This is a genomic window from uncultured Veillonella sp. (genome assembly GCF_963551295.1).
Taxonomy (GTDB): domain Bacteria; phylum Bacillota; class Negativicutes; order Veillonellales; family Veillonellaceae; genus Veillonella.
Map to the genome: position 1 here is coordinate 1 of NZ_CAUVFT010000002.1, position 26,555 is coordinate 26,555.

Consider the following 26,555-nt stretch of genomic DNA (forward strand, 5'->3'; position numbering starts at 1 on the left):
GATGAGTCGGCACCGCGTGTCCTCATCGTTTTTGGGACACCTACAAGTTACCAACTAGCCTCCAGTAAAACATATGTGGGAGATATTTTTCAAAGATTAGGGGCAAAAAATGTGGCTGATGTATATTTGCCGCAAGATGTATCGGAGAATGCTTTGGATGGATATATTCCGCTTAATCTGGAGACGATGGCAGTTCTTGATTGTGACAAGGTTATCTTGATTAATCATGGCAGTAGCGGTGAGAAAGATATAGCAGCTTTTAAAAAGGCTTTTAAAACGCCGGCATGGCAGAATGTACCTGCTGTTGCTAATGGGAATATAGAGGTCTTGCCAGGTCCGTTGTTTGCGTCGGTGCCGACCGCTCGAATGGATCAAGTGTTATTATATGCGGAAAAGGTGTTATATGGACAATCTCATTAATGTGCAGGAACGTCGGGGCTTACGCGTTTTTGTGGCCGCGCTGATTCTGTTAATAGCAGGTGTGTTGCTGAGTATGAAATTGGGCGCTGTTCCATTAACTTGGGGCGAACTATACCAAATCATAACGGGTAGCGACACATCGAAAATTGGTCAAATTATCATGACTATACGCTTACCACGTGTTGTAGTGGGCTTTTTAGCGGGCATGAATCTTGCCTTAGCTGGCGTGATTTTACAAGGTATCTTGCGAAATCCTTTGGCGGATCCTGGAATTATTGGCATTACCTCTGGCGGTGCTTTGGCGGCTATGATTATTATGATTCTCATGCCTACTTACGTTATGCTTGTTCCTATTGGCGCTTTTGTTGGTGCGTTAGCAGCATCGTTTTTGGTTTATGGGATTTCTTGGCAAGGTGGGCTCAATCCGTTGCGCCTTATCTTGGCCGGTGTGGCTGTAGCTGCTTTTTTCGGCGGATTTAATACGATTCTATCCGTATTTTATCCGGATCGTGTTCAAGGAACGGTGAGCTGGATGGCAGGTGGTTTTGTAGGGCGCAGCTGGGATGATGTAATGATGATCTGGCCTTATACGGCTATAGGAATTATTGGATCTATGATATCTATCAGATGGCTTACATTGCTTAGTTTAGGCGATGATACGGCGCGCACTTTAGGTGTGCATGTTGAAAGATGTCGATTGTCCTTACTCGTATTAGCTTCTTTATTAGCCGCATCAGCGGTGAGCGTGTCGGGAATGTTGGGATTTGTAGGCCTTATCGTGCCTCATGTGGCGCGTCTCATTGTAGGTGTGGATTATCGTTATTTGATTCCTACGTCTATGGTTTTTGGTGGCATATTAATTGTTTATGCCGATACTTTGGCGCGCATGATGATTGCGCCTGGTGAAATCCCTGTAGGCGTACTGATGAGCTTTTTGGGTGCTCCATTCTTCTTGTATCTATTGAAAGGGGTGGGGCGAAGATGAGTGTGTTAACAGTCGATAATATAACGGTAGGCTATGGAAAACGATTGATACTGGAAAATCAATCCATCGTCTTTGATAAACCGGAAATAATATCTATTATCGGTCCAAATGGTTCGGGAAAATCAACGTTTTTGAAAGCTTTGGCCCGACTTATTAAGCTAAAACAAGGCACCATATTGCTGGATGAAAAATCTTTACATTCGTGGAATACAAAGGAATTAGCGCGCCATATAGCTTTGTTGCCGCAAATTACGACAGCCCCTGAAGGAATGTTAGTTGAGCAGTTGGTTCGATCTGGACGAAATCCGTATGTATCGATTTTTAAGGAACTATCTGATGCGGATTTAGCTGCTGTGGAGCAGGCGATGAAATGTACAGATGTATGGAAATATCGGTATCGGCACATAGGGGAATTATCCGGCGGTGAACGGCAACGCGTATGGCTTTCGTTAAGTTTGGCTCAAGAACCAAATATTTTACTCCTCGATGAACCGACTACCTATCTCGACAGTCGTCATCAAATTGAATTGATGGAACTGGTTAAACGGACACAGCGGGAACGAAATATTATGGTCGTTATGGTGCTACATGATTTGAATCTAGCTTTGCGCTATAGTGACCGCATTATTGCCATCAAAGAGGGGGCTATCGTCGGTGATGGAGCTCCGCATATGATGATGACTGCAGAGAATCTAGCAAATTGGTTCGGCATTAAAGCGGATATTTTACAAAGTCCTCGTAGTGAAGAAACATGTCCTATATGTGTACCATATGGTCTTGCTTAAACAGAGAAGTTTAGATGCCGTATAGCTAGTTAATTGTTAGTTGTTTTTAATGAGCTGTACACAATAGCAAAAAAAACTATTGTGAAAATCGCATACTGTTTATACCTTAAAGAGGCCCCACTTGTGGTGAGGGTCTCTTTATTATGGTAAAATATATGGTATACCAAATGGTTGGGTGAAACTTTCACGAAACGATGTACAAGAATAAGTACATTATAGAACCCGGATGGGGATTTTTAGTGAGGTAAAATAGTGGAATATATTATTTCGTTTATGGAAACATATGGCTATACGGCCATGTTTATTGCAATGGTTCTAGAAAATGCTAACGTGCCTATTCCAAGTGAAATCGTACTTGGTTTTGCGGGGTATTTGATAGCTCAAGGCATATTTGATATGCATACGACAATGGTGGTAGGTATCTTAGCAGGGATTGTTGGTTCTATAGTATCCTACTGGATGGGTGAGCATGGTGGGCGCCCTTTATTATTGAAATATGGTAAATATATATTTTTTAATGAACATAAATTTGAACTGGCAGAAAAGATGTTTAATAAATATGGCGGTGTAGCTGTATTTTTTGGTCGACTTTTACCCGGTGTTCGTACCTTTATCTCCTTCCCAGCAGGAATGGCACGCTATCCCATGTGGCATTTCATCATCTGGACGGTACTCGGTACGATTCCTTGGACGATTTTGCTCGTTTACTTAGGCAAGGTACTTGGTGAAAATTGGCAAGACCTTATCGAGTACAATCATGAGTTCTTGATTGGTATGATCGTTGTATTTGTCATTATAGCTGCAGTACTGGGCTTTAGATACTATCGTAATCGTCGATAAGGAGACCCCTTATGAAACTCTCTCGATTAACACCAGTTGTATTTATTGTGTGGCTAGTGTTTTATATGTTTGGCAATAATATGTTGCCTGTTACAGATCCCGTTGAATCTAATTATGCGTTAACGGCAAAGGAAATGGTTCTTTCTGGTGATTGGCTATCTCCGCAGATTTATGGTACTTATTGGTACGATAAACCAATCATGATTTATTGGCTCATTGCTCTTGGCTTTAAAGTCTTTGGAATTGCTGATTGGGTGGTGCGCCTACCGAGTGCTATTTTCGGTGCTTTGTCGGTGGCGACCATGTATCAATCTACGCGTACCATGAGCGGTAAGTGGGCGCTTGGTCTCATTGGGGCATCCGTTCTAGGCACATCTCTCATGTTCTGGACCGTAGCTCATGGCGTTATTACAGATATGGTGCTCCTTTATACGACATTGATGGTCATGATTTACTCTTACAAGGGTCTGGTGGAACAGAAACCATATGCCATGATTGTAGCTTATGTATTCGCTGCGTTAGGTGTACTCACTAAAGGTCCGGTAGCCATTGTGTTGCCTGGTATGATTTTACTTGTCTTTGCAGGTATTAATCGTTCTTGGTCTATGGTGAAAGCTATCTTTGATTGGCGTGGCATTTTAGCTTTTTGTGTAGTTTGTTTGCCGTGGTATGTGTACATGTACAGTGTTCATGGTCAAGACTTTATCAATGGCTTCTTAGGGCTTCACAATGTGACTCGTGCTACTCAATCGGAACATCCGGAAGATAACGTATGGTGGTATTACCTCGCTATCTTCCTTGGCGCCTCTATGCCGTGGACAGGTGCTGTTATTTACGGCATAATCGATGGTTTCAAACAACGTCATACAGGGTTTATCTATAATATGACCTGGGGTGTTGGAATTGTGCTATTTTACACCTTGATGGCAACAAAATACCCTCTATATACCTTTGTTAGCTTAGTCCCATTTAGTGCTATCGGTGCTTTGGGCGTTATGAAGCTTATTCGCAAAGGCAAATCTAGAGCCTTAAAATGGATTATTATGGGGCCGACGTTACTTCTGTGGATTGCTTATGTGGCAGGTTCTTTTTTCGCACCATGGGGTTTTTATTGCTTGCTCTATGTCGTGGTTGCTATGGCAATATTGTTTATGTTCTATGCGTGGTATACGAGAAGAGGATATCGTTTAGTTACAATTATTGTACTTGGTACGATGGTTATATCTTCTATAGTTGTTATGGAAGGCTTAGAGCCATTTGTTAAGCAGCGTAGTAATATTGATGTTGTTCCAGTAGTGGACTCCTATGAAGGAGATGTCTATTACTATAATGGCTATAGTACGGCTGTTGTGTATTATACGGGGCATAAGGTTATCAAGATTAATGGTGATGAAAGTCGCTGGGATGATCGAGATAAATTGAAAAAACGTAGCGCTGAATGGCAGAAGAAATATCTTATGGAACAAGTAAGTGAAGAGGAATTTAATAAGACTATCGAATCTGGTAAGCCACTTATGTTAATCGTTCCTAAAGGGGAGATTAAGCATTTCCGTCAGTCCTCCATTTATCCACATGTATCTGAGTCTAGTGAAGCCGGTACATCTGAAGTTTACATATTAAATAAAAAGACTTTATTCAAATAATTGTGAAAACTTAATAAACATTAAAAGCAGGTAGTATTCAACGGATGCTACCTGTTTTTTGTTATGTTTGTCATTCTTAGTTAAATGCTTGTTTAAAGAGAATATGATTCTGTGCATATTGATATTTTTCGTACATAAATAATAATACCTACAATATTAATATGATTTATTGACATAATTAATACATATTGATATAGTAGGTTATATTAAGTTTAAAAGACGAGGTGTTCTAAAGCCTTATTTCATCTAAGGTTTAGAAAAATGCGAAAAAGTGACATGAGTCATAAACGCCCCTTGTTGTGAGGTAGAAAGAGGGGACACTATGAAAAAAACTTGGTATCTAATCACTGCTATCGTGCTGTTGGTAGTAAGTGGGTTGACGTATGGTTATCATGAATACAGTAAACCGAAGACCGCCCAAGAATTAAAAACTGTGCGCGTTGCGTATTTACCGATTACTCATGCGCTGCCCGTATTTGCTACGAAGGAATTGGAGACGGCAGATGGTCCTGTCCATGTAGAGCTTGTTAAATACGGTTCCTGGCCGGAACTCATGGATGCGCTCAACACCGGTAAAGTAGATGCTGCAGCCGTTCTCGTTGAGCTGGGCGTAAAGGCTCGTGAACAGGAAATTGATGTGCGTGCAGTGGCATTAGGTCATACGGAAGGCAACATTATCGTTGTAAATAACGATATTAACTCTGTACAGGATTTGAAAGGCAAATCCTTTGCCATCCCTCATAAGCAATCTACACAAAAGATTCTCGTAGACCTCATGCTTGAACGGGCAGGCCTTAGCGAGAGGGACGTACAGATAGTGGAGATGAGCCCTCCCGAAATGCCGTCCGCATTGTCGGTCGGTCAAATCGCAGGATATAGTGTGGCTGAGCCTTTCGGTTCTCTTGCCATAGAAATGGGAGCCGGGAAGGTCTTTGAAGACCCTGATCACTTATGGCATGACAATATCTGCTGTGCTCTCGTGTTCAACGGTCAATTCGTCGATGAACATCACGACTTGGCGAAGGCTTTCACAAAAGCCTATCTCGATGCAGGTACATATTTAGATGAGCATCCTGAGGCGCAAAAGGAGATTGCCTTGAAATATATGAAATTTAAGGATCCTGTTATCGAGCGTTCCTTGCAAGTAATTGGGTTTGGAGATTTGGCCCTCACCGAGGATCGTTATAATGCGCTCGTGCATCACATGACCCATGTCGATTTGATTAAAAAGGTGCCGAGTTATTCGGAGTTTGTAGATACATCGCTATTGCCATAGGGGGTAGACCATGAAGAAATACACATATGTGCCGGGCGCGTTCATCGCGGTCTGGCTGATTTGGGAACTGGTTGTCTGCATCGGCGGATTTAACGAAGCCTTGCTGCCGACGCCGTACAAGGTGTTGCTTGGGTTCGGGGAACTCATCGGGGACGGCGTATTGTTCAAGGATATTGCGGACAGTTTGGTGCGCTTTTTCATCGGCTATATCATTTCCGTCGTAGCCGGTGTATTCTTAGGCCTTATTTTAGGTTGGTATAAGGGCATTTGGAATTATATTAATCCTATCGTTCAGGTGATTCGTCCTATTTCGCCGGTGGCATGGTTGCCGTTTATCGTTTTGTTTTTCGGTATCGGACAGGCGCCTGCCATCGTTATCATCTTTATTGCGGCGTTTTTCCCGGTTCTATTGTCCACGGTGTCCGCGATTCAAAATATCGATCCCGTGTACATCAAGGTGGCTCGAAATTTTGGTATCAAGCAGCCGGAATTGTTATTTAAAATTGTATTGCCCGCCGTGTTTCCCGGTATTGCATCAGGACTTCACATCGCGCTCGGCACGGCGTGGATTTTCCTGGTGACGGGGGAAATGGTAGGTTCCCAGACGGGTCTTGGATTCCTCATCATCGATATGCGGAACAATTTGCGCAACGATCTCCTGATGGTGGCGATTTTAACAATCGGCTTTGTGGGACTTTTGCTCGATTGGGGCGTGTCCCTCATCGAAAAATGGATTTATAGACGTTGGGGCATTGAGAAATAGGAGGTGGACGCATGGGTTACATTTCGGTGCGCAATGCACACAAGGAATTTATGAAAGATGGAGAACCGCTCACCATCCTTGAGAATATTAATCTGGATATTGAACGAGGTGAATTTATTTGTCTCTTAGGTCCTTCCGGGTCCGGTAAAAGCACGCTTTTAAATGCTATGGCAGGCTTTGAGCTCGTTACCTCGGGTTCTATTACTATTGATGGCGCAGAGGTGAAAGCACCCCAATTGCGGTATGTAACGGTTTTTCAGAATTACGGACTGTTACCGTGGCGAACGGTGGAAAGCAATATTGAACTGGGCCTTGAAAGCAAGAATGTACCGAAGGAAGAGCGACCTGCTATCATCGATAAATACGTGAAAATGGTGGGGCTCGATCATGCTCGGAATCGCTATCCGGCGGAGTTGTCCGGCGGGATGCAGCAACGTGTTTCCATTGCGCGGGCGCTAGCGGTCGATCCGGATATTATATTTATGGATGAACCGCTAGGGGCCCTCGATGCGTTGACACGCATCAATTTGCAGGACGAAATCTCCCGCATCTGCCGTGAAGAGGGTAAAACGGTCGTATTTGTTACGCATGATATCGAAGAGGCTGTAGTCCTTGCGGACCGCGTTGTGGTCCTAGCCGCTAATCCGGGACGGGTGCAAACGATCATCCCCGTCAATCTCATCGATAGGACGGACAGGACCTCCGCATCCTTCGTCAATATTCGAAATCACATATTTGAACAATTCCAACTTGCCAAAGAAGACAAAATCGAGTTTTATATTTAAGCGATTTTTATATACAATCTTTTCCTAGCTACTTTCCTCGTCTACTTTGCAGGGATACTCTGTATCAAATATATCGAGATTCTACATTAGATCCATCAATATTTTGCATCAAATTCATTTATATTCTGCATTAAATCTTCAGAAATACATGGTAATATGAATACAATATTATTCTTATGCAATATGTGTAATCATTAGGTATTATAGATATATCGATAGTATTATAGTTATATAAGTTATAGTGTATAAATACAGCATATAAAGAAATACAATATATAAAGAATACAGTATATAAAGAAGTGCTTAATGTATGGTTTTGTAGGATATAAACTTTGGAGGGACTATGTCCTTATTTGAATTAGATGAAGCAAAAACGATGGATTTTGATGTATATCTTGCGTCGTTTGATGTGAAGCGAGTGGAAAAAGTACAGCAGTTTGTAGATTGGCTCGGTCAATACAGGGGTGAGCTTACCCACAATCCGTGGGGCGAGGTAAACTCTGAACTAGAAATCATTCAACCCAATTTTGATGCGGCTCAGGTACGTCGCAATAATTTGATAGCATATTTGTTGCCTCGGCTGGGTCGCTCTAACATCTTTGTGGTAGCTGAAGCGGTTGGGTATCAAGGCGGGCGCTTTTCGGGCATTGCCATTACTTGTGAACGTATGTTATTGGATAGACATAAAGCGATTCGAGCTCATCAGATAACGCCTATTACGTTACAGCGGACCAGTTCACCTACGAGTTCAATGTTGAAGCGCACTCAACAGGAACAAGGTTTTAACGAGCCTACAGACACGGTGGTGTGGAGCGCAATCATTGAACAAGGTATTGATCCGTACGATGCGTTGCTGTGGAATATATTTCCCTTTCACCCTCATAAGTCGGGTGAACCGCTTACTAACCGAACACCAACAGAGATAGAACAACAATTGGGTTGGGACTATACGAACCGGTTGTTGGAGCTACACGCTGAATTAGGTGGACCTGAGCCTCTCATACTCGCGGTAGGACAAAAATCCGCTGACACGATGGGTCGATTTGGTCTTTCCGCTATCGGACTTAGACATCCTGCTAACGGCGGAGCTAATTTATATCGTGAAGGCTTTGCTAAAGCTGTAGAGCGCGTATTGAGATAGAGGAGAATAGATATGAAACGTTATTGTGACTCTTGCCGTCAATATTGTGACGAGGCAGCTATGTTCTGTCCTAAATGCGGTCAGTATACGACACTGGTTGAGGTTGAGCGAATTGCACCGGAAGGGGAAATTATCTATCCTTTGGCTCATTATCAGCTAAGTTATAAGGATACATTTCTCCATGTGGTGGGCCGCAAATTTATGAATTCAGATGGCCGTGCGTCCAGAGGGGAATTTTTGCGGTTCTTTTTGATGTGGATTTTAGTTATCGCTGGAATTCTGGCCCTTTCTTATGGGCTTACGGTGGTGCTTCATACAGGTATTTATTTAATCCTGTTGGCATGGATGTTAGTGACAATCATCGGTCTTGTCTCGTTGATTCCGTTGGGCTCTCTATGCATCCGTCGCCTTCATGATACCGGTAAAAGCAGTGACCATCTGTTTTTAATCTTAATTCCTTTCATCGGACCGATTATTCTATTTGTTCTACTGTGTAAGAAAGGCGAACCGAAGGCCAATCAATATGGTGAGGCGTTGAGGAACATCATTATCGATAAACGGTTGGCATCTATTATGAAAGTATCGCCTACGAGCAGCGCTTTCACTACTCGAATTCTCGTTGCATTGCTGGTGAGTGCTATCTGTGTATGCAGTGTTTCGACTCGTTATATGGGCCCGGAAAATGAACTGGATCCGGGCGGATGGTTTACGAATATCATCGTCGGTCAAGGCAGTGATGAAGCTGCACGGGATGTTGTTCACGGTTATTTTGACGCCGTCAATGAAAAGAACTATGATAAGGCTTTCACCTATGTTACCAATCAGGCTAAGACGAATCCCGTAGAAAAGCAGAAATGGATGGAATCTATGATGTCGGCGCCGAAGGTGGTTGTCGGGTCCTTAGGCACGAGTCGTATCAGTCGTATAAATAGCATGAAACGCATCATTTACGAAGCGGATCTGCAAGTCACTAAACCCGGAGATGGCGCGGTTGAGGCTGCGCACATGACACGCTACATATCTCTCGTCGAAGAAAATGGCGAATGGCATATTGAAGGGTTTTATAAAAGTATGCCAGATGATAAATAATGAAATGCTTTGGGGCGGTTCAATTTGAGCCGCCCTTTTAAGTAGTAGTAAAATTTTATGTTACTTTTAATGAATCAAGCGTAGAACTCTTTTGTTTATGTTGTTTTTATGTTATAATGAGCACAACGTATGAAAGTGAGGCTTTCATCAAAACAGATCGGACTATATTGCACTGCGTATCGGATTGAGATAAAAACAGAGGTCTCTTGCGGTTGAAGCATCTGATAGTGCACTATACTCATTTGCTGCGGCAAATGGCACACAAACTAGGAACGGCAAAATTTGATAGCGCATTTTTGCGCCCATTTGACGAGACGCTAGTATAATAGCGCCTTTTTCTTTGTGTGACATTTCCTCGTGGCATAGATCAATTCAAGTGATAGGTGAGAAAAACTATGTTAAATAAATTAATGAACAAAATTTTAGGAGGAACTGTGAATACAACAGATAATCAGGTTACTGCGCAAGTGAAAGCAGAACCGACAGTAGCAAAAAACGCTACTCTTACAGCTGCGACTGAAGGCGAGCAAAAACAAACGCGTCGCCGTACAAATACACGCCGCCCTGCTGGCGAAAGTCGTACTCGTCAACAAACAGCTGGTGAAGGTGAAGGCACAACACGCCAACGCCGTTCTACAAATACTCGTACAAGTGCGAATAGTGGCCGTACTAATACGACTCGCCGTACAAATACACGTCGCAATGCGGAACAAGGTGAAGGTCAAGAACGCAAAACTCGCCAAACTCGTGCACCGCGTGGTGAAAATACACGTAATGCGCGTACTAATAATGGTCGCAATGGCCAAAATAGTCAGAACCGCAATAATAACCGCTCAAATAACCGTTCTACAGGTTGGAATAATCAAGAAGAACAAGTAGAATTAGTGGGACGTACGCCAAATGGCGCCAACAAGGGCAAATTCCAAATCATCCCACTAGGTGGTCTTGGTGAAATCGGCAAAAATATGACCATCTTCCAATACGAGGACGAAATTATCGTTCTTGACTCTGGTCTTGCGTTCCCTAGTGAAGATATGCTTGGCGTAGACATCGTTATTCCTGATATGAGCTATATCATCGAGAATAAGGATCGCGTGAAAGCTGTCGTAATTACTCATGGTCACGAGGACCATATCGGCTCTTTGGCGTACCTTATGAAAGAAATTAGTTGCCCAGTATATGCAACAAACCTCGTTTGCGGCTTAATTGAAGGCAAGTTTAAAGAACATAAGGTATCTCCAAAATGTCTTCGTACGATTGCTGCCGGTGATGAAGTTCAAATTGGTCAAGTAACTGTTGGTTTCATCCAAACAAATCACTCCATTCCTGACTCCTGCGCTGTATACTTTAATACACCAATCGGAACAATTCTTCATACAGGGGACTTTAAAATTGACCAAACTCCTGTTGATGGCCGTTTGATGGATATGCACAAATTTGCTGAGCTTGGCAACAAAGGCGTATTAGCGCTATTATCGGACTCTACAAATGTAGAAAAACCAGGTACTACCGGCTCTGAAAGTTCCGTAGGCCCTGCGATTAAACAAGCTGTTGGAGAAGCAAAAGGCCGCGTTGTTTTGGCAACATTTGCATCCAACGTATCCCGTATCCAACAAGCTATTGATGCGGCGGTTATGTTCAACCGTAAGGTTGTAGTTATGGGCCGTAGCATGGTCAATGTTACAGAAATTGCCCAAGAGCGCGGATACTTGAATATTCCACCAAATACAATCATCGACGTAGACGTAATGCACAACTACACAGATGACCAAATCATGATCTTAACAACTGGTTCTCAAGGTGAACCGATGGCAGGCTTGTCCCGTATGGCAACAAGCAACCATCGTACTGTAGAATTGGCTCCGAATGATACTGTTATCATTTCTGCTACACCAATTCCAGGCAACGAAGGTGCTGTAGGTAGAACTATCGATAACTTGCTTCGTTTAGGTTGTAATGTGGTATACGGTAAAGACCGTGGTATCCACGTATCTGGTCATGCGAGCCAAGAAGAGCTTAAAACAATGCTTAACCTTGTTCGTCCGGAATACTTTATCCCAGTTCATGGTGAGTACCGTATGTTGCGTCGTCATGGTGAACTTGGTGTGGCCATGGGCGTAGATCCTAAGAAAGTCCTTATCGGGGATAATGGTCAAATCTTTGAATTCGATAAAGATGGTGGTCGCAAAGGTGGCCGCGTACAAGCTGGCGCTATCTTCGTTGATGGCCTTGGTGTTGGTGACGTAGGTAATATCGTTATCCGTGACCGTCAACAATTGGCACAAGAAGGTATGGTTATTGTCGTTATGGCGATGGACAAAGCTTCCGGTACTATCGTAGCTGGTCCAGACCTCGTATCTCGTGGCTTTGTATACGTTCGTGACGCAGAAGAACTCATGCTTGCTGCAGAACGCCGCGTAGAACAAGTTCTTGAAGATTGCGAAATGCAACGCATCAAAGACTGGACAACAATTAAACAAAACGTACGCGATGCATTGGGTAAATTCTTCTATGATAAAACCCGTCGTCGTCCTATGATCTTGCCGATTATTCAAGATGTATAATCTTATATAATACAGAAAAGTACCGCACCTCAAGGTGTGGTACTTTTGGCATTTTGAAAGAGAAATAAAAACTACCATTAATAGCATTGCTATCGCATTCGTCTACTATATGGGGTATTTGAAGTTACCCTTTTAAACTGTTATAATTAAAAGATACCAATTAATATATCTTCTTATGTAAGAATGGTGATTTATGAATAAAACAAATACAAGAGCGATGGTGGAAACTGCATTTGTATCGACCATCGTTGCTATGTTGACTATAATTGGGGCAGTCATGCCGTTTACAGCTTTTCTAGCAACTATGGTAGCTCCAGCAGGTGTTTCTATCATTGGTATCCGTTGGGGTAGTAGATATAGCTGTACTTCCTCAATAGTAGCCTTCATGTTAGTAACACTCTTTCTTGGTCCATTAATTGCTATGTCTACAATCTTAATATATTCATTGCCGAGTATATTTTTGGGTGAAGCTTTTAGAGCAAACTGGTCTTTTAGAAAGTTAATATTAGTGCCTGCCGCTGTATTGCTTGGTATGGGCCTCTTACAATTGGTGGTTGCTAATAGTTTTGCATCTGTAGATTTTATTACCTTAGGACAAAATGTAAATAATGAGTTAAAAGAAGCTATGATTGAGTCTATACGACAACAATCGGCACCGCAAGAACAGATTGATACGATGATTCAGCAACTCAATTATTCATTTGCTCAGGCAGAACGTATGATGTTGTCATTGTGGTTCTGTGCGTGCTCTGTCATAACGTACATCATGGCTAAATTAGTATCTTATATTGGCCGTCGGACTAATACAGTTCATAGAGAATTACCGCCAATGGCTACATGGCGTATGCCAATTTGGGGTGCTGGTATTTTAGCTATAGGGATTATTATTATTTATGGATTATCCTATATTGGATATGATAATAGTTTGCTTAAAGACATCGGGATGAATATTGCTTTTGTAGGTTCTTTTATTTGCTTAATTAATGGTATTACCTGTTTAATGGCAGTTATGAAAACTTACGGAGTAAATGGGTTCTTTCAATTTTTAATTCTTTTTTTCTTATATATAATGAGTCCTTATGGTCTTGTTTTTTATGGTATTATTGATATGTTTTTAGATATGCGAGCACGTTTCGAAAAACGTAGCTCTTAATAAGAAAGGAGGCCGTTATGAAATCCTTTCAACGGAGATGGAAAGGTTTAGAAATTACCATTGTTGCCGTTCTCGTATTATTGCTATTATTGTTGGCCTATTTAAATTGGGCTATTGCGATTTTAGCATTAATCATTGTAGTAGCGGCGTATTTGGTTAATTATAATACCCTTCATAACCGGCGTCGTTTAGCAAGAGAACAGTTTAGTGCGATGATGAAGAATGTCACACAAGCTTCTAACTTTGCTTTACAAAATTTGCCAATGGGGATTGTTCTTGTTAATAAACAAGGTACATTGGTGTGGAATAACAGTGTTTTTGCTGACTGGGTTAAGGTGGATTGGAATAAGCTTCAAAAAATGTCTGCGTTGTTACCTGGTTTCCGTATCGATAAAATCTGGGGTAAGTCCGGATATATGACGGAAAAATATGAAAATCGATACTTCCAAATTATTTATAAATTTATCGATCCTCGGGATACGCGATCAGATATTGATAGTAAAGATGAACTTGCGGAACATGCAGTGATGGCATTGTACTTCAAGGACATTACAGACCTAGAAAAAGCCCGTATTAAAGCGGAAGAGGGACAGCCTGTATGGGGCATGATTCAAATCGATAATCTTGAAGAATTGACGAAAGGCCTCAGTGATCGTGAGTATACTAGTATTTGGACAGATATAAATAATATCATCATGGATGAAATTGACCGCTACGAAGGTTTTATTCGTAACTTCCAAGATGATATGTATACCTTTGCCATTTCTCGTGGTGCGCTTCATGAGATGGAGGAAGATGGTTTTAAAGTGCTCGAACGAATCCGTAAAGTACCATCTCCTCGTCAAGTACCAGCTACGATTTCCATTGGTATTAGTGAAAATGTAGGCTCTGTGAAAGATGTATCTGGCCGTGCTCGTGCAGCCTTAGATATTGCATTAGGTCGCGGTGGTGACCAAGTGTGTATTATGGATGGTGAAAGTACGCGCTTCTTTGGCGGTAATACGGCAGGCGTTGAGAAGAATACGCGCGTTCGTGCTCGTGTTGTATCTCAAGCGATCCATGAGCTTATGATTGATTCTGATAAGATCCTTATTATGGGACATCAGCGCGAAGACTATGATGCCTTAGGTGGCATTATCGGTGTAGCTGCCATTGCTCGAGCACTTGGTAAAGACGTGCGCATTGCGCTTTCAAAAGAAACTAGCGCCATTGATAAAATGGTGAATGTTCTTAACGAGTCAGAGTTCTGGCAAGAGAATATTATTACTGCAGAAGCTGCAAGAGTATGGGTAGATGCGAATACGCTCACTGTTGTGTGTGATACGCACCGTCAAGAAATGGTAGCGGCTCAAGAGGCGCTTGAAATTTCTGAACGACGTATTGTTATCGACCATCACCGTCGTGCAGCAGACTTTGTGGAAAATCCATTGCTTACCTATTTGGAACCAACTGCATCGTCCACATCTGAACTCGTAACAGAGCTTGTACAATATGCAGGCGTTCCTGTGAAGCTTTCAAAAGCGGAAGCCACAGGTATCTATGCAGGTATCGTATTAGATACAAAGAACTTTATCCAACAAACTGGTGCGCGTACCTTCGAGGCAGCAGCATTCTTGCGCCGTGCAGGAGCGGATATCGACAGAGTTAAACAATTATTTATTGAAACCTTCGATTCTATCCAATTGCGTGCTAAAATGGTATTTGAAGCAAGTCGTACTGAAGGGATTGCTATTTCCGTAGCGCCTGAAGGTTTGAAGGATATGATGGCGTTGGCTGCACAAAGTGCGGACATGCTCATTAGTAATGAAGATATTGAAGCAGCTTTTGTACTATATTCCTTGAATGACGGCGGTATCGGCGTCAGCGCTCGATCCAAAGGCAAGGTAAACGTACAAGTTGTAATGGAAGCCTTGGGTGGTGGCGGTCACAGAACTGTGGCGGGTGCTCAATTACAAGGTATGACCGTAGAGGAAGCAAAGCAGGCCATCTTGGAGCATGCTCTTGAGGCGCTTCATTCCGCAGAACAAGAGGAGGAACAACAATGAAAGTAGTATTGTTAGAAGACGTTAAAAAAGTTGGTAAAAAAGGCGAAATCGTTGAAGTTAGCGATGCATATGGTCGCAATGTATTGATCAAAAAAGGCCTCGGCCTTGAAGGTACAGCAACTAACGTAAATAATGCGAAACAAAAACAAGAATCCATTGCTCATAATAAAGCTGTTGCAAATGACGAAGCTAAGATCTTGGCAGCTCAATTGACTAAGGTTGAAGTAACTGTAAAAGTTCGCATGGGCGAAGAAGGCCGTGTATTCGGATCCGTTACTGCTAAAGATATTTCCGATGCTGCTAAAGCTCAATATAAAGTAGATATCGATAAAAAGAAAATCGAAATCAAAGAACCATTGAAAACATTGGGCGTACATGACGTATTAGTTCGTGTTCATCCTGAAATTACAAGTACTATCAAGGTTAATGTAGTAGCCGAATAATAGTATTCACCATGCTCTTTGAGTATGGTGAATTCTTTTATCCATAGTGGTTGTGTGAAGGGGATTATCATGGATGTACGCATTCCACCGCATAATCTAGATGCGGAAAAGGCCGTTTTGGGGGCTTTATTAACTAATGGATCCAATATGGGAGCCGTTGTAGATACGGTGACGAGTATTCTTAAATCTGAAGATTTTTACCGCGATGCACATCGTATTATTTACGATGCTATTTTAGAAATCGTGCATGCCAATAAGACGGCTGATTTTATCACCGTTGGTGAAGAACTAGACCGTCGTAAGCGCCTTGATGCAGTAGGTGGTCTTGCTTATATTACATCTCTTGCGAATGAATCGGTTTCCTACAATGTTGAGGAACATGCGAAAATCATCAGTGAGAAAGCTCAGTTGCGCCGCCTCATCGATGCAGGGAATAAAATCGTAGGCATGACGTATGCTGGCGAAGATGAGCCGACGGCCATTCTCAATAAGGCAGAGCAAATGGTGCTAGATGTAAGCGGTCAAACTCAGTCTGAATCATCCTTTGCAGCCATTGGTGAAGTGGTTTTATCTAATCTAGATAAACTCAATGCACTGCAACAGCATGATGGTGCTATTACAGGTGTGCCAACAGGCTTTAAAGATGTGGATCACATTTTCAACGGCTTACAAAAATCTGACCTCATCCTCGTAGCAGCTCGTCCTGCGATGGGGAAAACAGCTTTCACCTTGAACATCGCTCAAAACGTAACGATGTTGTACGACAAGACAGTGGCGTTCTTTTCCCTGGAAATGGGCAAGGAACAGCTCGTTGGTCGTATTTTGTCCTCCGTGGCAGGTGTGAGCTCTGAAAAATTGCGCCGTGCGAACATGGATCCTGCTGACTGGGAAAAGGTTATTGCCGCAGCGGACCGCATGAGTAAATCCAAGCTCTTTATCGATGATACGCCGGGTCTTACCGTACAAGATATGCGCTCTAAATTGCGCCGTCTCAAGGTGGAACATGGTCTCGATCTCGTTATCGTCGATTATATTCAGTTGATGCAAGGTCGAAATGCTGGTAAGGGCAGTGAAAATCGTCAACAAGAGGTGTCCGAAATCTCTCGTAATCTTAAACTGATTGCTCGTGAATTTAACGTACCGGTTATCGCTTTGTCTCAGTTGTCTCGTAGTGTTGAAAGCAGACCAGATAAACGGCCTGTACTTTCGGACCTTCGTGAATCTGGTTCCCTCGAGCAAGATGCGGATATCGTTATCTTCTTGTACCGTGATAAATATTACGATGAAAACTCTGAAAAAGGGGACAATGCAGAAGTCCTCATTCGTAAAAACCGTAACGGTTCCGTCGGTACCGTGGAACTCCAATTCGTTGGAGAATTAACACAATTTAGAGACGTAGAATTCCGAGACCTAGGGCCGGAACAATAATAAAAACTATTAGTTAGTTCTTATATATTGATGGGGCCCAATTTTATTTCGACAACTTAGTTACAAAAAAGCACCACCTATCTCGTGGCTCCAAACGACACGTAAGTCGCCCCTCGATAGGTGGTGCTCTTTTTGTATTACGTTAGCAAAATAAGTCCCATCAATATATAATTGAACTAGATAGTTTTCATTGTATTGTTGGGAAAGAGAAATTATGAAAGTAATAGCTGAGTTTTTTAGGAGTTTACTACAATTATCAAGTGGATTATTAGTTATATTTGGTTTATTTTTTTTCATCGGTGGAGGATGGTTATTTCATGATTTGCAATATCGATATGTAGTAGAGAGTAGACATAACACTATTTTTGATAAAGCATATAATGTATATCTTATTAATAAAGGTAGCTCTATGATTATTATTGATGATGAAATTTATGCGATAGGAGATAATATTTATTTGACCATCAACCAGAAGAATAATATCATTCATGTATATTATTTAAATCCACAAGATATCGAAAGTATAAATAAGTTTAATGAGTTACAGCAGCAGTATTACGGCAATAAGATGATCTTACAACCGATTAAAAGTTTAGAAACATCAAAGGCGCTTGATATTTATAAGCAGCTAGTGGAAAATCCAAAAAGGTTTAAATCACAAGGTGTTCGTTTTTCTCTTTAAAATAGATATATTTTATCCTGAGTCCTAACTATATAGTTAAGGCTTGGGATTTTTTATTTATACTTAAAATTTACTTTTATAATAACAAACATATGTTTGAAAATACTTTGTTTTTTTGTTATACTAGTCATACAAATTCTTGTGTTCTTAATTTTTGTAAAAGCCAGTTTTTTAGCGGTTCAGGGAGGTGTTTGTATGGGGTCAGCTGATACGAATCGGCTGTATATGTGTATTGATTTGAAGTGTTTTTACGCGTCTGTAGAATGCGCCGATTTGGGACTGGATCCGTTTACAACGCCTCTGGTGGTGGCCGATGGTTCTCGTGGCAAGGGTGCTATTACATTGGCTATTTCTCCTGCCTTAAAAAAGTTAGGTGTTAAAAATCGCAGTCGATTATTTCAGATTCCACCGCATATTGAGTATTTGACGGTGAAGCCACATATGAAGCGGTATATGCAGGTGTCTGCTGAGATTTATGGAACCTTGCTCAAGTATGTGGCGCCCGAAGATGTGCATGTGTACTCTATCGACGAGTATTTCATCGATATCACGCCCTATTTACCACTATATAAAAAGACGCCTCGTCAGTTGGCTCAGATGTTACTTGATGCGGTGCTAGCGGCAACGAAGATTTATGCCACCGTTGGAATCGGAACGAATCTGTTTCTCGCCAAGATTGCCCTCGATATTTTGGCGAAACATGCACCTGATTTTATAGGCTATCTTGATGAAAGCCTCTTTAAAGAGAAAATCTGGTATCATCAGCCCTTGACCGATATATGGCAAATCGGCAAAGGGATTGCTAATCGACTACATAAATATGGTGCCTATGATTTGCATGGGGTTACCTTAGTGCCTGAGGCGAAGTTGTACAAGGAGTTCGGCATTAATGCAGAGCTCATCATTGACCATGCTTGGGGCCGTGAGCCTTGTACGATTGCGGATATCCATGCATATCGACCTATCAAGCATTCTATCTCCCATAGTCAGATTTTATTGCGCAATTATACTTATGAAGAGACATACGTACCTATGCGTGAAATGGTAGAGTCCTTGGTATTAGAACTTTTACAAATCAAAGGGGTTACGAACCATATTCATGTGCATATCGGCTATGCAGATGAAATGGTGCGCTCTACAGGAGGTTCTAAAAAGCTTAAGCAGTACACTGACTCTTTGCAGGTGTTAACGGCGGCTGTTATTAAATTATATGAGCAGCATTGCCATAAAAATGAGCTTATCCGTCGTATTGGAATCAGCTTTGAGGATTTAGTCAATCGATCCGCCATACCTCAAGAGGTGGACTTATTTAGTACTCTTACTACAAATACAGAGGAAAAGGAACGACAGGTACAAGAAGCAATGCTATCTATTAAGGAGCAGTTTGGTAAGAACTCTATTTTGCGTGCCTCTAGTTTGCAAGAGGAAGGAACCATGCGCTTTAGAAATACCTTGGTAGGCGGGCACAATGGGGAATAAATAGTAGAATGGATACATTGGAAATAAGTAGTAGAATAGCTAAATTGGAAATACATTAGTCGCGTAAGGGGAGGTATACATTAATGAAACATCGCATGTCTCGCTTACAGCGAGCAAAACAATTTATGCCCTTTGCGGCATTGAGGGGCTTTGAAGCTTTATTAACCGCTGTAGCAAGGCCAAAAGAAAATCGGGCAGAGTTGTCAGAGGATCAAATAGATGAGTTAAATACAGTTTTACAATCTGTACGTTGTGGGGAGTGGGTGCGAATTGTTTACTATAACAAACGAAAATATACGGAACTTATAGGCGCTGTTGATATGATTAGTGAGCAATTACAAATTCTCTCTGTACAAGGGACTGTTATTCCTTTCAGACATATTAAAGAGCTGAACATGTATGATATGTAAATATAAATATAAATATAAATAACGGCTTTTGTTGTGTATGGTAAATAGACTAGAGTTAAGGCATAATTAGGTATACAATGATATTATGGGTTAATATAGCTTGATGATAAATGTTTGAATTTGGTTAGCTGTAGTATATCTATATAGTTTTTTATTTCTTAACTTAGAAAGGCGGTGTATGTAATGCATGATGTCATATCATTACTTATCAATCGCTATGATTTTTTTCTCCAGTTGTTATGGGAGCATATAGAAATTTCAGTATTAGCTTCTGTTATTGCTACCATCATCGGTGGCTTATTGGGTGTGTTTATATACGAATATAAACGGCTAGCTGCGCCAGTTATGGTAGTGGTTAATTTCCTATATACAATTCCATCTATATCGATGCTAGGTCTCTTGTTGTACGTATCAGGTGTTGGTAATACGACCGCTATTATTGCATTGGTTATCTATGCTTTATTACCGATGGTACGCAATACATTTACTGGTCTTAACCAGATTGATCAAGCCATGTGTGAAGCGGGAATTGCATTAGGACTCACGCGGATTCAACGTTTGTGGAATATAGAGATTCCTTTGGCTATGCCGACGATTATGGCTGGTATACGGACTATGCTCGTTATGACCATTGCCTTGACAGGTATTGCATCCTTTATTGGTGCTGGTGGCTTAGGTGTGGCGATTTATAGGGGCATTACAACAAATCAAAGTGCTTTGACGATTGCCGGTAGTCTACTGATTGCACTATTAGCCATTACCGTTGATGCGCTCTTTTCTTTAGGTGAAAGAGTAACGCGTATTAGCCCTCATATGAAGCGCTATACGATTATATTTGTTTCGATTATGACGATAATTGCGATAGGTATAGGTGGCTGGGCTATGTATTGCCGTCATGTGAAGACCGATGTTATTCATATTGCAACGAAACCTATGACGGAACAACTTATTTTGGGGAATGTTTTAAAAGAATTAATCGAGAAGAAGACTAATCTAACTGTAGAGGTTACAGAAGGTGTAGGTGGTGGTACATCAAATATTCAACCAGCTATGCTTTCCGGCCAATTTGATATATATCCTGAATATACGGGGACGGCTTGGTCTGCTGTGTTAAAACGTACAGATGCTTATGATGAAAGCTTATTTAATGAGCTTTCACAGGCTTATAAAGAGAAATATAATTTTGAGTGGGTCGGCATGTACGGCTTTAATAATACCTATGGCATAGGGGTGCGTAATGAAATCGCTCAGAGTTATGGCGTAAAAACGTATTCTGATCTTGCTCGTATAGCACCATCCCTAACATTAGGAGGGGAATATGATTTCTTTGGTCGTGAGGATGGCTATCCTGGATTACAACGGGTGTATGGCATGAGCTTTAAAGCGACTAAAGATATGGATATAGGTCTAAAATATACGGCTATTAGTCGTGGAGAGGTGGATGCAATGCCGATATTCACGACTGATGGTCAATTAAGTATTGCACCGATTACGGTGTTACAAGATGATAAACATTTATATCCATCCTATATGTCTGGTAATGTGGTGCGTAGCGAAGTGTTGATTGCTCATCCTGAACTGCGGCCTGTATTAGAAAGTTTGAATCATACGATTACAGATCAAGAGATGGCGAAGATGAATTACGCCGTTGAAACGGAACATCAATTACCAGCTGATGTAGCACATCAATTCCTGGTAGAACGAAGTTTGATATAAGGTGAATATAGTTAGAATTAAAGTAAATAAAATTTGATATAATAGTAAATATAATTTTGTATTGACATTTAATCTCTTTCAATATAAAATAAACATATGAACAGATATTCATATAAAAAGAATATCTAATAGAAACCTCTAATAAGTATTAGAAATATATTAAAATAATATTTTAAAATACATGGATAGAAACTTTCACTATTATCAAAGGAGATATCATGGAAGAAACATTATTGCTGAAGGATTTGAACTGTGCGAACTGCGCAGCGAAAATTGAAGATCGTATCCGTAAAATGGATGTGGTAGAAACTGCAAACTTTACAATTGCTACTCATCAGTTAAAATTGACTGGTTCTTGGGAAGACCGTGAAGCGCTAAAGCGTGATATCCAAGATATTTGTGATGCTATCGAAGAAGGCGTTACAGTGGCAGATTATGAGCGTAAATCTAAAGCGTCTGTAGATGAACACGGTCATGACCACGATCATGGCAGTGATGCTGTAACAATTGCAGTTATCGTAGCAGGCCTATTGTTCATGGCTTACGAAGCGTTGACTACAGTTGTGCCGTCCATTGGCATGCCAGAGTCTATCGAAACTCCAATTTACTATATTGCCTATATCTTACTTGCGTTCCCAGTATTGCGTATCGCAGGTCGTAATATCCTAAAAGGTGAAGTATTTGATGAAAACTTCTTGATGTCTATCGCTACATTGGGTGCTATTGCTATCGATGCATTACCTGAGGCCGTAGGTGTTATCTTGTTCTACCGTATTGGTGAGTTCTTCGAAGAAAAAGCAACTGATCGTAGTCGTACAGAAATCATGAACGCTGTCGACATGCGTCCTCAAGAGGTGCGGGTTGTAGATACAGACTGCGGTGGTGAAATCGTAGTTATGGCTCCTGAAAAGGTTGAAGTAGGCTGGACTATCGAAGTTCGTCCTGGCGATTTAATTCCTCTAGACGGCACAGTGCTTGAAGGTGAAACACGCGTTAATACAGCACCTGTAACAGGTGAACCTGTACCTGTTCGCGCCGTACCTGGCACTCAACTTATGTCTGGTTGTATCAACGAATCTGGTCGCATTACAATGCGTGTAGATAAGGTTCTTGAAGAATCTATGGTTACTAAAATTCTTGATGCCGTGGAAAATGCAGCATCCTCTAAACCTAAAATCGACCGTTTCATTACGCGTTTTGCTCGCGTGTACACACCAATCGTTGTAGCTTTTTCATTGGCTGTAGCTATCATTCCGTCCCTTATTACAGGTGAATGGCATAAATGGATCTACACAGCCTTAACATTCCTCGTTATTTCTTGCCCATGTGCATTGGTGCTTAGCGTGCCACTCGCATTCTTCTCCGGTATCGGCAATGCGTCTAAACACGGTATCTTGCTTAAAGGTGGTCGCGTTATCGAGGCGTTGGCTAATGTGAAAGCAGTAGCTCTTGATAAAACTGGTACTATCACATCTGGTGAATTTAAAGTACAAAACGTAGAAACTGTAGGCTCTCATGTGAGCAATGCTCAATTGTTGTCCATGGCTTCAGCTATCGAAGCAGTATCTACACATCCAATCGCAACAAGCATCGTTTCCGAAGCAAAGGCACAAGGTATCGTAGTAGAAGCGTCTGACTTTGTTCAAGAATTAGCTGGTGAAGGTATGGTTGGCACCGTTGATGGTCAACAAGTACTCGTTGGTAACCGTCGTCTCATGGAACGCTATGCTGTTCAAGGTTACCCAACAGAAGCTGCTGAATACGGCACAGAAGTACTAGTAGCAGAAGGTAATGTATACCTCGGTCGCATCATTATCGCTGATGAAGCTCGTCCAGATTCCGCAGAAGCGATTGCAGATCTTAATGGTCAAGATATTAAAACAGTCATGCTTACAGGTGATGCTGAAGCAAGTGCTAATTATATTGCCAAAGAAACTGGCGTAAGTGCCGTTCGTGCTCAATTGTTGCCACAAGATAAATTGTCCGTTGTACAAGATATTCGCTCCGAATATGGTCCAACTATGTTCGTAGGCGATGGCATCAACGATGCACCAGTGCTTGCTGGTGCTGACGTAGGTGGTGCGATGGGGAGCGGTGCCGATGCGGCTATTGAAGCGGCAGATGTTGTATTCATGCGTTCGTCCTTGACTGCCATCGCTCACGTACTCGACTTGTCCAAAGCGACTTTGCGTGTAGCATGGCAAAACGTAGTATTCGCTATTGCCGTTAAAATTCTTATCATGGCATTAGGCCTTATGGGCTATGCATCCATGTGGTGGGCGGTATTCGGTGATACTGGCGTATCCATCCTTTGTATCTTGAACTCTATTCGTATCTTGCGCCGTTAATTTGGCGACAGTAATCGCATAGATTTATATAGGAATATATAAGCTATAGGATACAAAGCATATAAAGCATATAATATAAGATATCTGATCTAAAAGGTTAGAGTCAAAATAAATAACCTCTATATTAGCGACAAGCCAGTATAGAGGTTATTTTTATAAGCTTTAACCTAATGATATGTTTTAAATTATTTGTTTGCATACTTACTCACTGTAAGTTTTAGTGGTCTAATCTTTTGGTGGATTTTTTAGTTTAGCAGCCTTATTAATCTATCTATTCGCTAGATTTGATATAAGGATAGTTTTAAGATGCTTTTAACATATACAATTGTGCATTCTTAATAGACATAAAGCGATTTATGTATGTACTACATAAACAAAACTTTCACAATTGAATTGAATAATAGCTATAAAATAGTATATAATTTATTAGATGATTACTATATGTTCGTTGGAAGGAGGGATAGCATGATCACGGTGTACAAACACATAGAAGAAGAGTTGGTTTCAGACTGCACTGTATCAGATGCCACAAAAGGTTCTTGGGTAAATTTGGTGAACCCAGACCCCGATGAGTTGTCCCTTATCAACATTTTGACGGAAATTCCAACGGACGTTTTAAAGACCGCCCTCGATATGGAAGAACGTTCTCACGTGGAGTTAGAGGATAACTATATTTTCGTGGTTATCAACATTCCTGCGATTCGTGGTAATGATATGTACGATACGGTGCCACTTGGTATCTTTTTGACACCTGACTTCTTTATTACCGTATGTCTTGAAGAATCCGAGGTGTTGTATCCGTTCATTTCAAACCAACTGTCTACGTTCTATACGTATAAAAAGACGCGGTTTTTGTTCCAAATCTTGTATCGTACAGCCACATTGTTCTTGCGCTACTTGCAACAAATCAATCGTCGTACAGATGACATTGAAATCCAATTGCGTCATACAACAAAGAACAAAGACTTCTTCCAATTGTTGGAATTACAGAAATCCATGACGTACTTTACCTCTGCGTTGCGCACGAATGGTACCGTTATGGAACGTCTATTGCGCTTGCGTGGACACAGCACGTATAGACATTTGCTCAAGATGTATGAAGAGGATGAGGACTTACTAGAGGACGTTATCATCGAGAATAAACAGGCCATCGAGATGGTTGAAATGTATTCCAATATCTTGATGAACATGATGAACGCCTTCACATCTATCATCTCTAATAACCTCAACATGGTTATGAAAATGTTGGCGACCCTTACCATTACAATGGCCGTGCCAACCATCATATTCAGTTTGTGGGGGACAAACGTGCACTTGCCGTTCCAAGATGATCCAGACGGCTTTGTGAAAGTTGTCGTTATTTCTGTTATTTGCTCTGCCATTGCCATCTTTGGTATGTGGAAAAAAGACTTGTTCTAAGATGTTGGAGCAATAGTTGAAAGTTTGATTCAACACTAACTATACATGAAAAAAGCTGGCTATGAGCCAGCTTTCTTGCTTGATTAACTATTACGTTATTGCTTATTATTAGACCAATCTGATATAATAATACCGTTATGGAGAGGTGTCCGAGTGGTTTAAGGAGCTGGTCTTGAAAACCAGTGACTCCGCAAGGGGCCGTGGGTTCGAATCCCACCCTCTCCGCCACATAAACAGTAATATGCCAGAAGTACTATAAAATCTACAGAAGTGTAGGGATTATATAGTCTTCTGGCTTTTTTATTATATAATCACATAGAATATATAACTTTGGCTGTAAAATAATATTTTACATTGTTAATGATTATAGTATTAAGTCGTAAATTTGAGTATATTTTAACTAGAAGACTATTAAATAATAGAATTTAATAATAGAAAACTACTATAAAGTTATATCTTCATTTTTTTTAGTTATTATGCTAATATGAAAAAATGAATTCATTGTTATGGGAGTGATTGAAAATGTTTGAAATCATTGTGATTATTATTATTATTATAATATATAAGTGTAGTGTTAACTCTTCAACGAGTAAAGCTTTTAAAGAAGGTATTTATAGAGATCAATATGAAATGCTATTAGAATTCTCTTGTAAAGGGTTTGATAAATTAGGTTATCATACAGAAGATGATGAAGAAGATGCTCTTATGGGGTTTCGTTTAAAATTTTATGATATAAAAAAAAGGGCTTGTATAGCTAGAGTACAGCTAATAACATTGAATAACTATGAAGAGTTAAAATTGAAACATAGATACTGTATAAGAATAGAGTATATAAGATTAATTAATTCTGATGAAATTAATTATTATGACAGTTTTTGTAGTTATGCAAATGAATCACGAACAGAGTTGACAAGAAGTTTTATTCATAGAGTTGAACGACAAAATGATATGACAACAATATATACGTGTCAATCAAAATGGGTTAATCTAGAAAATGATATAGAAAAAATTGATGAATCTTCTTGGTGTAATATAATATGGAGTAGAATTAAATTTATTGAAAAAGAAATTGATCGATTACAGGAATTATTTTATAAAAGTTGACTTTAGTCTAAGAAATATTAATGTATAAGTTAATAAT

Annotated in this window: 22 protein-coding genes and 1 tRNA gene; all 23 read left to right on the top strand. The window is 40.8% G+C overall.

Annotated elements, in window-relative coordinates; translation table 11 throughout:
* Positions 1-420: ABC transporter substrate-binding protein (locus RYO55_RS00460; RefSeq protein WP_314983659.1), on the top strand; the 420-nt coding region annotated here is incomplete at its 5' end.
* On the top strand, positions 404-1,405 hold the full coding sequence (locus RYO55_RS00465) for an iron ABC transporter permease (RefSeq protein WP_302497986.1): 1,002 nt from the start codon (positions 404-406) through the stop codon (positions 1,403-1,405). The genes RYO55_RS00460 and RYO55_RS00465, both read left to right, overlap by 17 nt.
* Positions 1,402-2,190, top strand: coding sequence for an ABC transporter ATP-binding protein (locus RYO55_RS00470; RefSeq protein ID WP_314983660.1), 789 nt, complete (start codon positions 1,402-1,404; stop codon positions 2,188-2,190). Before RYO55_RS00465 ends, RYO55_RS00470 begins: the two co-directional genes overlap by 4 nt.
* Before the next feature lie 252 nt (positions 2,191-2,442).
* Positions 2,443-3,030, top strand: a complete 588-nt coding sequence (locus tag RYO55_RS00475; protein ID WP_004694680.1) for a DedA family protein — start codon at positions 2,443-2,445, stop codon at positions 3,028-3,030.
* An 11-nt stretch (positions 3,031-3,041) separates the two neighbouring features.
* Positions 3,042-4,673: a glycosyltransferase family 39 protein gene (locus tag RYO55_RS00480; protein ID WP_314983662.1), complete on the top strand. Its 1,632-nt coding sequence runs from the start codon at positions 3,042-3,044 to the stop codon at positions 4,671-4,673.
* A gap of 322 nt (positions 4,674-4,995) precedes the next feature.
* Positions 4,996-5,949, top strand: a complete 954-nt coding sequence (locus RYO55_RS00485; RefSeq protein WP_314983664.1) for an ABC transporter substrate-binding protein — start codon at positions 4,996-4,998, stop codon at positions 5,947-5,949.
* 10 nt (positions 5,950-5,959) lie between these two features.
* Positions 5,960-6,712: an ABC transporter permease gene (locus tag RYO55_RS00490; protein WP_314983666.1), complete on the top strand. Its 753-nt coding sequence runs from the start codon at positions 5,960-5,962 to the stop codon at positions 6,710-6,712.
* 11 nt (positions 6,713-6,723) lie between these two features.
* Positions 6,724-7,497: an ABC transporter ATP-binding protein gene (locus RYO55_RS00495; protein WP_004698211.1), complete on the top strand. Its 774-nt coding sequence runs from the start codon at positions 6,724-6,726 to the stop codon at positions 7,495-7,497.
* A gap of 343 nt (positions 7,498-7,840) precedes the next feature.
* Positions 7,841-8,638, top strand: a complete 798-nt coding sequence (locus RYO55_RS00500) for a uracil-DNA glycosylase (protein WP_314983668.1) — start codon at positions 7,841-7,843, stop codon at positions 8,636-8,638.
* A 12-nt stretch (positions 8,639-8,650) separates the two neighbouring features.
* Entirely contained in the window at positions 8,651-9,727 is a 1,077-nt protein-coding gene (locus tag RYO55_RS00505; protein WP_314983670.1) for a DUF805 domain-containing protein, read from the top strand.
* 395 nt (positions 9,728-10,122) lie between these two features.
* Positions 10,123-12,291 (top strand): ribonuclease J, encoded by a 2,169-nt coding sequence (locus RYO55_RS00510; RefSeq protein WP_314983672.1) that lies wholly within the window; start codon positions 10,123-10,125, stop codon positions 12,289-12,291.
* 193 nt (positions 12,292-12,484) lie between these two features.
* Complete coding sequence (locus tag RYO55_RS00515; protein WP_314983674.1) at positions 12,485-13,444, top strand: DUF2232 domain-containing protein; 960 nt, start codon at positions 12,485-12,487, stop codon at positions 13,442-13,444.
* 17 nt (positions 13,445-13,461) lie between these two features.
* A complete protein-coding gene (locus RYO55_RS00520; protein ID WP_314983676.1) occupies positions 13,462-15,489 on the top strand; it encodes a DHH family phosphoesterase in 2,028 nt (675 codons plus the stop codon).
* Positions 15,486-15,932: a 50S ribosomal protein L9 gene (gene rplI, locus RYO55_RS00525; protein WP_004694699.1), complete on the top strand. Its 447-nt coding sequence runs from the start codon at positions 15,486-15,488 to the stop codon at positions 15,930-15,932. The genes RYO55_RS00520 and rplI overlap by 4 nt, the downstream gene beginning before the upstream one ends.
* Positions 15,933-16,001: 69 nt before the next feature.
* On the top strand, positions 16,002-17,360 hold the full coding sequence (dnaB, locus tag RYO55_RS00530; RefSeq protein ID WP_105087211.1) for a replicative DNA helicase: 1,359 nt from the start codon (positions 16,002-16,004) through the stop codon (positions 17,358-17,360).
* 214 nt (positions 17,361-17,574) lie between these two features.
* Positions 17,575-18,042: a hypothetical protein gene (locus RYO55_RS00535; RefSeq protein ID WP_008602176.1), complete on the top strand. Its 468-nt coding sequence runs from the start codon at positions 17,575-17,577 to the stop codon at positions 18,040-18,042.
* A gap of 195 nt (positions 18,043-18,237) precedes the next feature.
* The gene (locus tag RYO55_RS00540; RefSeq protein WP_314983680.1) at positions 18,238-19,521 is read left to right on the top strand and encodes a DNA repair protein; all 1,284 of its coding nucleotides are present in this window, start codon (positions 18,238-18,240) and stop codon (positions 19,519-19,521) included.
* Between the two features lie 83 nt (positions 19,522-19,604).
* The gene (locus tag RYO55_RS00545) at positions 19,605-19,931 is read left to right on the top strand and encodes a YolD-like family protein (protein WP_308521268.1); all 327 of its coding nucleotides are present in this window, start codon (positions 19,605-19,607) and stop codon (positions 19,929-19,931) included.
* 183 nt (positions 19,932-20,114) lie between these two features.
* Complete coding sequence (locus RYO55_RS00550; protein ID WP_314983683.1) at positions 20,115-21,647, top strand: glycine betaine ABC transporter substrate-binding protein; 1,533 nt, start codon at positions 20,115-20,117, stop codon at positions 21,645-21,647.
* A 218-nt stretch (positions 21,648-21,865) separates the two neighbouring features.
* On the top strand, positions 21,866-23,995 hold the full coding sequence (locus RYO55_RS00555) for a heavy metal translocating P-type ATPase (protein ID WP_314983686.1): 2,130 nt from the start codon (positions 21,866-21,868) through the stop codon (positions 23,993-23,995).
* 465 nt (positions 23,996-24,460) lie between these two features.
* Positions 24,461-25,414, top strand: coding sequence for a magnesium transporter CorA family protein (locus RYO55_RS00560; RefSeq protein ID WP_008602185.1), 954 nt, complete (start codon positions 24,461-24,463; stop codon positions 25,412-25,414).
* A gap of 139 nt (positions 25,415-25,553) precedes the next feature.
* A tRNA-Ser gene (locus RYO55_RS00565) sits at positions 25,554-25,642 on the top strand.
* A 294-nt stretch (positions 25,643-25,936) separates the two neighbouring features.
* Positions 25,937-26,518 carry a hypothetical protein gene (locus RYO55_RS00570; protein WP_314983688.1) on the top strand — a complete coding sequence of 194 codons (582 nt, stop codon included), beginning with the start codon at positions 25,937-25,939 and terminating at the stop codon, positions 26,516-26,518.
* Positions 26,519-26,555 lie beyond the last annotated feature (37 nt).